Below are 13,196 nucleotides of genomic sequence, written 5' to 3'. Positions count from 1 at the left end.
AATCTGTTTTTCTATTTTAGAAATTGCAGCTTTCTATCTCTGTTACCCTCAAGGTGTTTACCATACCTTTTTCTTTAATGGGCATTGCTGCCAAACTTACGAGCATATCGCCTACTTCCAAGAAACCTTTTTTACATGCTATCTGGTTTACATCCTCGATGGTCTGGTCAGTGGAGACAAACTTGTCGTAGTAGAACGCTTTAACCCCCCATAAAAGGTTCAATTGGGTCAATATTCTCTTGTTCGATGTAAACACAAGGATATGTGCGGCCGGTCTCCATGCTGAAATCTGGAAGGCCGTGTATCCACTGTTGGTCAATGTGGAAATGGCCTTGGCAGAGATTTCGTTTGCCATTAACGCAGCATGGTAACAAACCGACTTGGTAATATATCTTTTGGTACGTATGTGCGGCGGGGTTTGTGGTACTTTGATCAAACTGGAGCTCTCGACACTTGAAACAATACTTGCCATTTTCTCGATAACCTGTACCGGATAGTTCCCCACAGATGTTTCTCCCGAGAGCATTACGGCATCGGCCCCGTCCATTACGGAGTTGGCAACGTCGTTCACCTCGGCGCGGGTAGGGGTTAAACTGGTAATCATGGTCTCCATCATCTGGGTAGCGATGATTACAGGAATTCTTCCTTTTTTGGCACTCAACACCAATTGTTTCTGAACCAATGGGACCTCTTGTGCCGGGATTTCTACCCCTAGGTCACCTCGAGCCACCATAAGTCCGTCGGAAGCTTTTACTATCTCATCGATATTGTCCAGTGCTTCTGGCTTCTCAATCTTTGAAATCACTGGGATTTTATGCTCTGTGTGTTGTTTTATGAGATCGTGGAGATCATACAGGTCTTGTGCATGACGTACGAATGATAGTGCTATCCAGTCCACATCTTGCTCTATTGCAAAAATGGCATCTTTGATATCTTTTTTTGTAAGTGCCGGCAAAGAAATGTTCGTGTTGGGAAGGTTTACCCCCTTTTTAGATTTAAGAGGCCCTCCTTGGATAACCTTGGTAACTACCTCGTTTTCTCCATTGGTAGATTTTACTTCAAAAATAAGCTTGCCATCGTCCAAAAGAATACGCTCCCCCGCCTTAACATCTTTGGGGAAGCTCTTGTAGTTCATGTAGACCCTTTCGGCGGTGCCCTCAAACGGTTCTCCCGTAACAAAGGTAACCTCATCACCTGGAGCAACTACGGCTTCACCGCCCATTACCCCAACTCTTAGTTTGGGGCCTTGTAGGTCGGCAAGGATGGCTATATTGACTTCCAATTCCTCATTAAGCTCCCTAATCATTTTAATTCGCTCGGCAACATCTTCGTAGGCGGCATGGGAAAAGTTTATTCTAAAAACATCCACTCCTGCAAGGATCATTTCCCTTAGGGTCTCTTTTGTACTGGTGGCAGGTCCAAGGGTTGCTACAATTTTAGTCTTCTTTCTAGTTGGCATTTTTAAAAGATTAAATTTCTTTTTGATTTTAAATTCTGTGCATCCAAAGGATATGCTGTTATCACTTTGGCTATTGTGTTGATTGATTTGATTTTTTTGAGAAACAACGCTTCATCTATCGTATCTACCTTTAAAAAATAATCTACTTCTTTGCGTTCTTTCACCAAATAATCTGTTCTTCGGGAAACATTGTTGTCAAATAATCCCACTGAAGGCATTTCCTCCTCAACTTCGCACTTGTTGGAAATCAGCGTCCAATACATCTCGCTCATCTCATCGTCCCAATCAAACACCGAAAAAGACATTTTTTCATCTAATTGAAGGTCTTTTTTCATCCGTTTAAGATACAGTCCACAACTGGAATTTATGGCATAGGTGATGGCATAATCTTCCAAATTACTGTGAATGGCGATGAGCGAAAAGCTTTCATCGTACAAGTCCGCCGATATCTTATGCGTCGTTAATATGCCCATAACACGAACCGTAAATATAGGCTTAATCCAATTGAATGCCTAGTCTATACAAAACAATACACTTATAAATCAAGCGAAAACGTTTGAGTTTACCATTATTTAAAGTTACTTGTTGTCTATCCTACTTTGCAGTGCAAAATAGGCTCTCTTGGATGCTTTTTCTTCAGCTTTTTTCTTGGATGTGGCCCTTGCTTTGGCGAGCATTCTATCCCCTATGGTCAGCTTTACCGCAAAGTGTTTGAGCTCATCGTTTCCGGTGTCCTCGTAAACATTGTAATTAAAGGGTTTCTTTTCTTTTTGGCACCACTCTATCACCAAACTCTTATAACTTATTACCTTGCCCTCCAACTGTTCTATATCGACATAGGGCTCAATTACCCTCTCGTTGATGAATTTTTCGCAGTAATTGTACCCTCTATCCAAATAAATAGCTCCCACGAGTGCCTCGAAAACATTTCCATGTATATTATCACCAAAATGTGCCTTGGGAATCCTGCTCTCCACATATTTGAGTAGACCGAGGTCCTTTCCCAATTCGTTTAGATGTTTTCGGCTGACCACCTTGGAGCGCATTTTGGTAAGATATCCTTCGTCCCCTTCCGGCACTTCGTTGTACAGGTGTTTTGAAATTATGGTACCCAGCATGGAGTCTCCTAGAAATTCCAATCGCTCGTAGTTCACCGGATTGCCCTCATCGTCCTTTTTGTTCATGGAACGATGCAGAAAGGCTGTTTTGTAGATTTCCAGACTCTTGGGCTTAAATCCAAGTATTCTTTTCATTCCCAAAAAAAAATCCCCATCCGAGCTTGGATGGGAATTGAATATTTTGGAAGTAAGTTTCATGTTACAAAACTACCCTATTTTTTTGAATAGTACACAGGCATTGTGTCCACCAAAGCCAAATGTATTGCTCATTGCCACCTTTACCTCTCGTTCTTGAGCCTTGTTAAGGGTCAAGTTTAAGGAAGGATCTATTTGCTCGTCAACTACACTATGGTTGATGGTTGGTGGTACCAAACTATGTTCCATGGCCAGTATTGATGCGATGGCCTCGATTGCTCCGGCCGCTCCCAACAAGTGTCCTGTCATGGACTTGGTAGAATTGATGTTGATGTCCTTGGCATGATCCCCGAACACTTTGGAAATAGCTTTAAGCTCGGCCACGTCCCCAAGTGGTGTAGAGGTTCCATGAGTATTGATGGCATCAACGTCCTCTGGTTTTAATCCTGCGTTCATCAAACAATTTTCCATCACCTTTACTACCCCAATTCCTTCAGGATGTGGTGCGGTCATGTGGTGGGCGTCACTTGACAATCCTCCACCCAAAACTTCTGCATATATTTTAGCACCACGAGCTTTGGCGTGCTCATACTCTTCAAGTATAAGTGCTCCTCCTCCTTCTCCCAGTACAAACCCGTCGCGCGTTGCGTCGAACGGTCTGGATGCGGTCTCTGGACTGTCGTTTCTAGTGGAAAGTGCGTGCATGGCATTGAATCCTCCCATACCTGCAATGGTAACGGCGGCTTCACTACCCCCGGTTACGATTACATCGCAATGGCCCAATCTAATATAGTTAAGCGCATCAATCATGGCATTTGCCGATGATGCACATGCGGATACCGTAGTATAGTTTGGCCCCATAAATCCATGTTTTATGGATATGTTACCCGGTGCTATATCGGCAATCATTTTAGGAATAAAGAAAGGATTGAAACGTGGTGTACCATCTCCTTCGGCATACCCAATCACTTCGTTCTGAAAAGTTTCCAGTCCACCAATTCCGGCTCCCCATACAACACCTACCCTAAACTTGTCCACAACGTTCAAGTCTATTCCAGAGTCTGCTATGGCTTCGTCGGAAGAGACCAAGGCATACTGGGCGAACCTATCCAACTTTCTGGCCTCTTTTCTATCAAAGAAGTCGTTTGGATCGTATCCTTTAAGCTCGCAAGCAAACTTTGTCTTAAATTTTTCGGTATCGAAATACGTAATGGGGGCAGAACCGCTCTTACCAGTCCGTAGTCCTTCCCAATAAGCTTCTAAATTGTTACCTATGGGGGTCAATGCTCCCATCCCGGTAACTACAACTCGCTTTAACTGCATTGAACTATTTTTTTTACCCTTTAGACCTAAATTATAAAAAAAATTATCCATGCGATAACCACCACATGGATAATTTTAAATCTTTAGCGATATATCATATAATTACTTAGCTTCTTCGATGTAGCTAATGGCCTGACCAACAGTGGCGATGTTCTCTGCTTGGTCATCTGGTATTTGGATATCAAATTCTTTCTCAAACTCCATGATAAGTTCAACAGTGTCCAAGGAATCCGCTCCTAAGTCGTTGGTAAAGCTAGCTTCAGCTACAACTTCATTCTCATCTACACCTAGTTTATCAACGATGATAGCCTTTACTCTTGATGCAATGTCTGACATAATTATTGTGGTTTTAAAAATTTAAATCGTTGGCAAAAATATAAAACTTTGGATTAAATACACTATTTGTCGATAAAATGTGATGCAAAATAAACATCTTAAAATACTGTACCTTACTTTAGCCGACGTAATTTAGTCCAAAAACCTATCAATTCCTAACGAATGAAACGAATTGTAATCTTCGCATCGGGCAGTGGGTCCAATGCAGAAAACATTATATCATTTTTTCGTGAAAAACCAGAGGTTACCGTTGTTGCGGTGCTTACTAACAAACAAACGGCAACAGTCCTTGACCGATGCGAAAGGTTAGATGTTCCCGCATTTTATTTTAACAAAACTGCCTTTAGGGATTCCGATACCGTGGTTCGGTTGCTAAAAGGTTTGCAAACAGATTTAATTGTGCTCGCCGGCTTTCTATGGAAGGTTCCTTCCAACATTATAGAAGCATTTCCTGGTAAGATCATCAATATTCACCCGGCATTGTTGCCCAAATATGGTGGAAAAGGCATGTATGGGGATAGGGTCCATCAGGCCGTGAAAGAAAACAAGGAATCGGAAACCGGCATTACCATTCATTATGTAAACGAAAATTATGATGAAGGTGCTATCATCTTTCAAGCTAAAACCGTTGTTGTTCCTTCGGATGATGCAAATTCAATTGCCCAAAAAGTTCATCAACTCGAATATGAACACTTTCCTAAAGTGATAGAAAAACTATTGTCCTGATGACCAAAAAGAAAAAATTTTATGTCGTGTGGCAAGGTAAACATCCTGGAATTTTTGAGTCTTGGAAAGATTGTAAAGCCCAGATTGAGGGGTATAAAGGTGCCCAGTACAAATCGTTCGCCACTTTTGAAGAAGCCAAAAAAGCCTATAATGGCAACTATTTGGACTACAAGGGCAAATCCAAGGGAAAAAGTGAACTCACCCCAGAGGAACTTTTAAAAATCGGAGACCCCAATTATAATTCCATTGCCGTGGATGCGGCATCGAGCGGAAACCCTGGTAGAATGGAGTATCGCGGTGTGGACACCAAGACCAAAAAAGTGCTTTTTCACCAAGGTCCGTTTGAACAGGGAACCAGCAATGTAGGCGAGTTTCTTGCCTTGGTACACGGTCTGGCGTTTTTACAACAGAAGAAAAGCAATCGTATCCTCTATTCCGATTCCCGAATCGCCATCGGGTGGGTTCGAAAGAAAAAGTGTGGTACAAAATTGGTCAAAACCGCCAAAAATGCCCAACTGTTCGAATTGATCGAACGAGCGGAGAATTGGCTGAAAAAAAATCGGTTCAATACCCCTATCGTTAAATGGGAGACCAAGGCATGGGGCGAAATCCCCGCCGATTTTGGAAGAAAGTAACCGTTTGCACGAACAAAGAAGCCATTTTTTGATAATTGGAACATCCATACCGTATATTTGCACAAAAAATTAGGGAATGGGCAAATTACTGATCGTGGGAACCATGGCTTTTGATGCCATTGAAACACCGTTCGGGAAAACTGGAAGAATATTGGGAGGAGCAGGAACCTTTATCGGTCTGGCCGCATCACAGTTTAAAATAAACGCTGCAATAGTATCCGTAGTGGGAGATGATTTTCCACAATCTTACATGGATATTTTAAAAAACAAGAACATAGACCTTTCTGGAGTTGAAGTAGTGAAAGGTGGAAAAACCTTCTTTTGGGAAGGCAAGTACCATAACGACCTCAACTCAAGGGATACTTTGGCTACCGAATTGAACACTTTGGCTGACTTTAACCCCGTGGTGCCCGAAAATTATACCGATGCAGATATCGTCATGCTCGGAAACCTTCACCCCAATATCCAACTGAGTGTAATTAATCAGATGGAAAAACGACCAAAGCTCATAGTTTTGGATACCATGAACTTTTGGATGGACAATACTTGGGATGAATTGATGATAGTGATTTCAAAAATTGATGTTATTACCATAAATGATGAAGAGGCGCGACAAATGACCAGCGAATATTCCTTGGTCAAAGCCGCTGCAAAGATTCAAGAAATGGGCCCTAAATATGTGGTCATAAAAAAAGGAGAGCACGGCGCACTTTTGTTCCATAAGGACAATATTTTCTTTGCACCTGCACTTCCGCTTGAAGAGGTGTTTGACCCGACCGGGGCCGGAGATACTTTTGCTGGTGGATTCGCAGGTTATTTGACGGAGTCACAAAACATTTCTTTTGAAAGCATGAAGAACGCCATTATCCATGGATCCAATTTGGCTTCGTTCTGTGTAGAAAAATTTGGCACGGACCGGATGGTCAATTTAAAAAAGAGCGAGGTCGAGGCCCGCTTGACACAGTTTAAAGAGTTGACGCAGTTCAATATTGAATTAACATAATGTTTGCCCTGAAATTTTCGGGGCTTTTTTATTTGTAATTGTTATGAGTGATCCCATTAAGCACGAATGCGGAATATCGTTGATCCGATTGCTTAAACCCCTGGAGTACTATAAAGAAAAGTACGGTACAGCTTTTTACGGCGTAAACAAGATGTACCTAATGATGGAAAAACAGCATAACCGCGGACAGGACGGAGCCGGTTTTGCAAGTATAAAAATGGACATGCAGCCCGGTGAGCGCTATATGAGCAGGGTTAGATCTGCACAGCAGCAACCCATTCAGGATATTTTTGCCCAGATCAACAACCGTATCAATACGGCGTTGACCGAAAACCCGGAACGCGAAAATGATGTTGACTGGCAAAAAAAGAACATTCCCTACATCGGCGAGCTTTTGATGGGGCACGTTCGCTACGGTACCTTCGGAAAGAACAGTATCGAGAGCGTTCACCCATTTTTAAGACAGAACAACTGGATGCACCGTAACTTGATAGTTGCCGGTAACTTTAACATGACCAATGTTGATGAGCTCTTCGGAAACTTGATCGAATTGGGACAGCATCCCAAAGAAAAGGCCGACACTGTTACCGTAATGGAAAAGATCGGTCACTTTTTGGATGATGCCGTGGCCAAACTGTACAAACAGATCAAAAAGGAAGGCTACACCAAAAGGGAGGCCTCTGCCTTGATCGCCGAACGGTTGAACGTAGCCAAAATTTTGAGAAAGGCTTCCAAAAACTGGGATGGCGGATATGCCATGAGCGGACTGATCGGACACGGAGATGCATTTGTGATGCGAGACCCCGCCGGTATCCGGCCCGCTTATTACTACCAAGATGATGAAGTGGTGGTAGTGGCATCGGAGCGGCCCGTAATCCAAACCGTGTTCAATGTTAATTTTGACGATGTAAAGGAACTTGACCCAGGTCATGCCGTAATCGTTAAGAAAAGTGGCTCAATGGCCTTGAAAAAGATATTGGAACCTACCGAACGCAAAGCGTGTTCCTTTGAGCGCATCTATTTCTCCCGTGGTAGCGACAAAGAAATCTATCAAGAAAGAAAGCTATTGGGCAAACTTGTTTTCCCAGAAATATTGAAATCGATAGACAACGATTTGGAGAATACAGTTTTCTCCTATATTCCCAACACCGCGGAGACCTCGTTCTTTGGAATGGTGAAAGAAGCACAAAACTACCTCAACAAGAAAAAAGAGGAACAGATTTTGGCCCTGGGTTCCAAAATGACCGCGGAGGAGCTTCATAACATATTAAATATTCGTCCACGCATTGAAAAAGTGGCCATCAAAGATGCCAAACTAAGGACCTTTATCACCCAAGACAGCAGTAGGGACGATTTGGTGACCCATGTTTATGATATTTCCTACGGTTCCGTGAAGCCTACGGATAATCTTGTAATCATAGATGACAGTATTGTTCGGGGAACTACGTTGAAGCGAAGTATCCTAAAAATTCTGGACAGATTGTCTCCCAAGAAGATAGTCGTGGTATCGTCTGCACCGCAGATTCGTTACCCTGACTGTTACGGAATTGATATGGCTCGATTGGAAGACTTTGTTGCATTTAGGGCCGCTTTGGCACTTCATGAAGATCATGGCACCACACACAGAATCAAGGAGATTTATGAAAAGTGCCTAACTCAGACAGATCCAACGAATAAAAATGCAGTGAACTATGTACAAGAGTTTTACGCACCGTTCTCAGCAAAACAAATTTCAAATAAAATTGGCGAAATTCTAAGCCCCGAAGGCATCAATGCAGAAGTGGAGATCATCTATCAAACGGTTGAAGGTCTTCATAGTGCCTGCCCAAAGAATTTGGGAGATTGGTATTTCACTGGAAACTACCCAACTCCTGGAGGTAATAGAGTGGTAAACAAGGCTTTCGTCAACTTTTTCGAGGGTAAAAAAGAACGAGCATATTAAGATAATTCAAGGTAAAAGCGCACAAAACTGTGCATTTTATCGATGAAACTAACAGAATAGCGGGTTTTTATACAATCAGCAGTGTGCAATCCTACTTTAGTATCTGCCATAGCATAAGTAGGTTAAGTTCATGGTAAGATTTGGGGCAAAAAAGGTGGAAGCTATTCCACCTTTTTTATTTTCTATACTTTTCCAAACAGGTCTCCTTATCCTTTGTTTTCTTGACATTTATCAATAATCGGGCCTATTTTAACACTTCAACCCATTTAAGGGAGTTTCATCTAAAAGCTTATAATAAAAATCAGCTCTTGGCTTACATTTGGAGGACCATAGCATAAGTAGGTTAAGTTCATGGTAAGATTTGGGGAAAGAAGCCGGAGCATGCTCCGGCTTCTTTATGTTTGACTACCAAGGTTTTATCCATTTTATCGATGAACTGCACGTTTTCTTTTTTCTTTTAAACGCAAAATATTTTTTAAAACCCTTTGTTATTTTACACAATACCAGTATTTTAGTCTCGCCATAGCATAAGTAGGTTAAGTTTATGGTAAGATTTGGGACGAAAAGGGTGAGGACTTCCTCGCCCTTTTCTATTTTAAAAAAATTCAACAAAAAAAGCCGTGCACTTGGTGCACGGCTTTTTTATTTATGAATGAACTAGTTATTATTTACTAGCCGCATAATTTTCAGAAACTTTGTCCCAGTTGATTACATTAAAAAATGCAGAAATGTAATCCGGTCTCAAGTTTTGATAGTTTAAATAGTATGCATGCTCCCAAACATCCAATCCCAAAATCGGGTAACCGCCACAACCTACACCGGGCATAATGGGGTTATCTTGGTTTGGAGTTGAGCATACCTCCACTTTTCCTCCTTTGTGCACGCACAACCATGCCCAACCTGAACCAAACTGGGTAGCGGCAGCAGAAGAAAACTTATCTTTAAAGGCATCAAAAGATCCAAAAGCATCGTCTATTGCAGAGGCCAATTCACCAGATGGTTTTCCTCCACCGTTTGGGGACATTACTTCCCAAAAAAGACTGTGGTTAAAAAATCCGCCTCCATTGTTCCTAACTGCAGCGTTGGACATATCCAAACCGGAAAGGATATCCTCGATTCCCTTGCCCTCCAAGTCGGTACCTTCAATCGCACCGTTCAATTTGGTAGTGTAACCATTATGGTGCTTGGTATGGTGGATTTCCATGGTCCTAGCATCTATATGAGGTTCCAATGCATCGTATGCATACGGTAATTTAGGTAATTCAAAAGCCATATTTTTTGTTTTTTTAGGTTATTAATCAATTTATGTAAAAATACGGATTTTAACATTTATATTCCGCTAAAACCATGTTAACATCAGGTAAGGAATCCTTAATTTGCAGGAAAAAGGCTTTTGAAAGGCTCCAATTTTAAAATATACAGCGCATCTGCAGGCTCGGGCAAAACATATGCCCTTGCCAAAACCTATCTTACTTTATTGCTTTCCAACAATTCTGCTACAAAATTCCGTCAGATTTTGGCCATTACCTTCACCAACAAGGCGGTGGACGAGATGAAGACCAGAATTTTGGACAACCTGTTCGCCTTTGGTCAAGATGCAGTTCCTGAAAAACAGAAAGGTTTATTCCAATCACTTTGTGATGAACTCTTGCTCTCTGAAGAACAGTTGAGTCAACGATCGCGAATCATTCTCAAACGCATTCTTCACAACTATTCTTTTTTTGAGATTTCGACAATCGACAAGTTCAACCATAAAATCATAAAAACGTTTGCCCGAGACCTTCACCTATCCCAAAATTTTGAGGTGGAACTTAACCTGGATTTATTGCTGGAAGAAGCCGTGGGCAGAATATTGGAGCGAGCCGGTAATGATGAAAAGCTCACCGAAGTCCTCATCGCCTTTTCCCTCGAAAAAATTGATGACGACAAAAGCTGGAACATCACTTACGATCTTATAGAAATTGGCAAACTGCTGTTTCAAGAAAATCATGTAAACCACATTGACCCATTGCGGGATAAATCCATCGGGGATTTTCAAGACATTCAAAAGCGGATAGCATCGGAAAGCAAAGCTATCGTAGAGAAGGTAAAACAATTGGCTCAAACTGTCCTTCAGGAAATAGAGAATCAAGGTTTTGATTTTGCCGATTTCCCTAGACAAACCTTGCCCAATCATTTTAAAAAAATGGTGGATGGGGAACTTGACCCAAAAAAATTGTACGCCGCCAAAACTTTGGAACCCAATCTGATTGAAGGAAAATTGCTCAAGGCAAGCGACAAAAGGGATGTTACCCAATTGGCCGTAATCCTTTTGGAACACTACCTCATTATAAAAAGACTTGTGTATCGGTACAGCTATCTCCAAAACATATATGGCAACATCGTACCCATGACGGTCCTGAACGAAATCGCCAAGGAGATAAAGAACATTGAGTTGGACCGGGACATCATTCCCATTTCCTCCCTGAACGCAATTCTGTCCAAGGAAATCAAAAACCAACCTGTGCCTTTCATTTACGAGCGGATGGGCGAAAAATACCACCATTATTTTATAGATGAGTTCCAGGATACCTCAAAAATGCAATGGGAAAACTTGGTGCCCCTTATTGGCAACGCCTTGGAAAGCGAGGACGAAAAGCACGAACGCGGTTCCCTATTTCTGGTAGGCGATGTAAAGCAGGCCATTTATCGTTGGCGTGGCGGGCGGGCCGAACAGTTTCTTAATCTTATCAATGGAAAATCACACCCGTTTGTGGTGGAACCCACCATCCATTCCTTGGACACCAACTGGCGCAGTTCGGATGAAATCGTAAACTTCAACAACAGCTTTTTTACGGAAATGGCCCCTGTACTCGGTAATGAAGATTATCGCAACTTATTTTTGAACGATTCCCATCAAAAAACAAACAATAAGCCGGGAGGTCATATTCAAATGACGTTCTTGGATGCGGATAAGGAAGACAAGGATGATGCTTATTGCGAAGAAACCTTAAAATCCATCCACCGTATCGTTTGTGAGAATCATGCTTATTCGGATATCTGCGTGCTGGTACGCGACAATAAAAAAGGAATGTTGTTAGCGGACTTTTTGACCCAACAGAACATTCCCATCATTTCTTCGGATGCACTTTTGTTGGCAAAGAATGAGAAAGTCATTTTTTTAATATCCATCCTCCTAATTTTTGAAAATACAAAAGATAGAGAGGCAGCATACCATATATTAAAGTATGTGTCCCCCGATGAAAAAGGCAAGCACAGCTTTATTAGCAAACACTTGGAGGATATTGAAACCTTCTTGGCCCAAGAATATAACTTCAACATTACTGACTTAAAAGGAGAGCCGGTTTTGACCATTCTGGAAACGGCCATAGTACAATTTGAACTGTATCAAGGTTCCGTGGCCCACCTATCCTTTTTAATGGACGAAGTGCTGGATCTGGAAAAAAGAGAAGGTCCCAGCGTGTATGCTTTCCTTAATTATTGGGCGATAAAAAAAGAATCCCTGTCCATTGCAGCGCCCGACGGTGTGGATGCGGTAAAAATTATGACCATTCACAAAGCCAAGGGACTCGAGTTCCCTTTTGTGATTTTCCCTTTTGCCAACGCTATTTTGGATGACAAGCGAAAGAAGAAGAAAGCATGGGTGCCTGCTACAACCGACGACAAAGCTTTGGGGCTGGATGAATTCTTGATCAACAACAATAAAGATATGTTGGAGTACAACGAAGTGGCCCATCAAAAATATGTGGACGAAGAACAAAAAACGTTGCTGGATTCCATGAACGTGCTCTATGTGGCCCTCACCCGCCCCGCAAAAGGACTATTCATCATCACCGAGAGCCCAAAGAAAGATATAGCTTCGATTGATGCTGCCACATCCTACTCTGACCTATTCCAATTATATGTTCAGGAAAAAAACATTCCTGAAAATGAAAGTGGCACTTACATCTTGGGAACCTTTCCATCAAAAGAGATGGTGGAAACTTCTTCGGAGTCTGCAGAAAACCACATCCGTTATGTGACCCGCCCCAAAGATGATGTTGGATTTACGATTTCGACAAAATCCGGCCGCTTGTGGGACGATGAGCGGATGGAGGCCATTGAAATGGGGAATGTGATTCACTTTGCATTGAGCCAGATTGAAACAGTTTCCGATGTTGATATCGTTTTGGAGCGTTTGGAGATTGAGGGGCATTTTCCACAGGAAGCAGCAGATGACATCAAACAAAAGATTATGTCCGTGGTAAACCATCCTAAATTGAAGAACCTGTTCCTCGAAGGTCTTGATATTTTGAACGAAAGGGAGATCTTAACAAAGGATGGGCTTTTGCTGAGGCCCGATAGAATTGTCATTTCTGGCAAGGAGGCCACCATCATAGATTATAAGACCGGGAAACCATCGCCCAAGCACAAAGAGCAGATCGCCAACTATGCGGATATCCTAAGAGATATGGATTTTAAAATCATACAATCTGTTATTGTTTATATTGACCAAGAAATAGACCCTATTTTTGTATAA

At 42.0% G+C, this 13,196-nt stretch carries 11 protein-coding genes; 5 read left to right on the top strand and 6 right to left on the bottom strand.

What is annotated here, in order from left to right; genetic code table 11:
- Nucleotides 1-16: 16 nt before the first annotated feature.
- The 5 genes from pyk to DCK90_RS08375 form a co-directional block, all read right to left on the bottom strand.
- On the bottom strand, nt 17-1,459 hold the full coding sequence (pyk, locus tag DCK90_RS08395; protein ID WP_108245729.1) for a pyruvate kinase: 1,443 nt from the start codon (nt 1,457-1,459) through the stop codon (nt 17-19).
- Nucleotides 1,460-1,461: 2 nt separating this feature from the next.
- On the bottom strand, nt 1,462-1,932 hold the full coding sequence (locus DCK90_RS08390) for an IPExxxVDY family protein (RefSeq protein ID WP_108245728.1): 471 nt from the start codon (nt 1,930-1,932) through the stop codon (nt 1,462-1,464).
- A 105-nt stretch (nt 1,933-2,037) separates the two neighbouring features.
- On the bottom strand, nt 2,038-2,775 hold the full coding sequence (gene rnc / locus DCK90_RS08385) for a ribonuclease III (RefSeq protein WP_108245727.1): 738 nt from the start codon (nt 2,773-2,775) through the stop codon (nt 2,038-2,040).
- 9 nt (nt 2,776-2,784) lie between these two features.
- A complete protein-coding gene (gene fabF / locus DCK90_RS08380; RefSeq protein WP_108245943.1) occupies nt 2,785-4,035 on the bottom strand; it encodes a beta-ketoacyl-ACP synthase II in 1,251 nt (416 codons plus the stop codon).
- A gap of 102 nt (nt 4,036-4,137) precedes the next feature.
- Entirely contained in the window at nt 4,138-4,371 is a 234-nt protein-coding gene (locus DCK90_RS08375; RefSeq protein ID WP_009778413.1) for an acyl carrier protein, read from the bottom strand.
- 162 nt (nt 4,372-4,533) lie between these two features.
- Here DCK90_RS08375 and purN point away from each other — a divergent pair, with 162 nt between their 5' ends.
- The 4 genes from purN to DCK90_RS08355 all read left to right on the top strand — a co-directional run bounded on the left by purN (nt 4,534) and on the right by DCK90_RS08355 (nt 8,677).
- The gene (gene purN, locus DCK90_RS08370; RefSeq protein ID WP_108245726.1) at nt 4,534-5,097 is read left to right on the top strand and encodes a phosphoribosylglycinamide formyltransferase; all 564 of its coding nucleotides are present in this window, start codon (nt 4,534-4,536) and stop codon (nt 5,095-5,097) included.
- Nucleotides 5,097-5,732: a ribonuclease H1 domain-containing protein gene (locus DCK90_RS08365; RefSeq protein ID WP_108245725.1), complete on the top strand. Its 636-nt coding sequence runs from the start codon at nt 5,097-5,099 to the stop codon at nt 5,730-5,732. The genes purN and DCK90_RS08365 overlap by 1 nt, the downstream gene beginning before the upstream one ends.
- Nucleotides 5,733-5,808: 76 nt before the next feature.
- Nucleotides 5,809-6,735, top strand: a complete 927-nt coding sequence (locus DCK90_RS08360; protein ID WP_108245724.1) for a PfkB family carbohydrate kinase — start codon at nt 5,809-5,811, stop codon at nt 6,733-6,735.
- Nucleotides 6,736-6,778: 43 nt separating this feature from the next.
- Nucleotides 6,779-8,677 (top strand): amidophosphoribosyltransferase, encoded by a 1,899-nt coding sequence (locus tag DCK90_RS08355; protein ID WP_108245723.1) that lies wholly within the window; start codon nt 6,779-6,781, stop codon nt 8,675-8,677.
- Nucleotides 8,678-9,341: 664 nt separating this feature from the next.
- Here the strand turns inward: DCK90_RS08355 and DCK90_RS08350 are convergent.
- Entirely contained in the window at nt 9,342-9,950 is a 609-nt protein-coding gene (locus DCK90_RS08350) for a superoxide dismutase (RefSeq protein ID WP_108245722.1), read from the bottom strand.
- Nucleotides 9,951-10,070: 120 nt separating this feature from the next.
- Here DCK90_RS08350 and DCK90_RS08345 point away from each other — a divergent pair, with 120 nt between their 5' ends.
- On the top strand, nt 10,071-13,196 hold the full coding sequence (locus tag DCK90_RS08345) for a UvrD-helicase domain-containing protein (protein WP_108245721.1): 3,126 nt from the start codon (nt 10,071-10,073) through the stop codon (nt 13,194-13,196).

Source organism: Muricauda brasiliensis (assembly GCF_003057865.1).
Lineage (GTDB): Bacteria > Bacteroidota > Bacteroidia > Flavobacteriales > Flavobacteriaceae > Flagellimonas > Flagellimonas chongwuensis.
This window is presented reverse-complemented; position numbering and strand designations above follow the sequence as displayed.

What these genes read in the sequence shown, in the direction of transcription:
- rnc (WP_108245727.1), bottom strand. Translation starts at nt 2,775, where the DNA reads ATGAAACTTACTTCCAAAATATTCAATTCCCATCCAAGCTCGGATGGG.
- DCK90_RS08390 (WP_108245728.1), bottom strand. Translation starts at nt 1,932, where the DNA reads ATGGGCATATTAACGACGCATAAGATATCGGCGGACTTGTACGATGAA.
- purN (WP_108245726.1), top strand. Translation starts at nt 4,534, where the DNA reads ATGAAACGAATTGTAATCTTCGCATCGGGCAGTGGGTCCAATGCAGAA.
- DCK90_RS08350 (WP_108245722.1), bottom strand. Translation starts at nt 9,950, where the DNA reads ATGGCTTTTGAATTACCTAAATTACCGTATGCATACGATGCATTGGAA.
- fabF (WP_108245943.1), bottom strand. Translation starts at nt 4,035, where the DNA reads ATGCAGTTAAAGCGAGTTGTAGTTACCGGGATGGGAGCATTGACCCCC.
- DCK90_RS08375 (WP_009778413.1), bottom strand. Translation starts at nt 4,371, where the DNA reads ATGTCAGACATTGCATCAAGAGTAAAGGCTATCATCGTTGATAAACTA.
- DCK90_RS08365 (WP_108245725.1), top strand. Translation starts at nt 5,097, where the DNA reads ATGACCAAAAAGAAAAAATTTTATGTCGTGTGGCAAGGTAAACATCCT.
- DCK90_RS08355 (WP_108245723.1), top strand. Translation starts at nt 6,779, where the DNA reads ATGAGTGATCCCATTAAGCACGAATGCGGAATATCGTTGATCCGATTG.
- DCK90_RS08360 (WP_108245724.1), top strand. Translation starts at nt 5,809, where the DNA reads ATGGGCAAATTACTGATCGTGGGAACCATGGCTTTTGATGCCATTGAA.
- pyk (WP_108245729.1), bottom strand. Translation starts at nt 1,459, where the DNA reads ATGCCAACTAGAAAGAAGACTAAAATTGTAGCAACCCTTGGACCTGCC.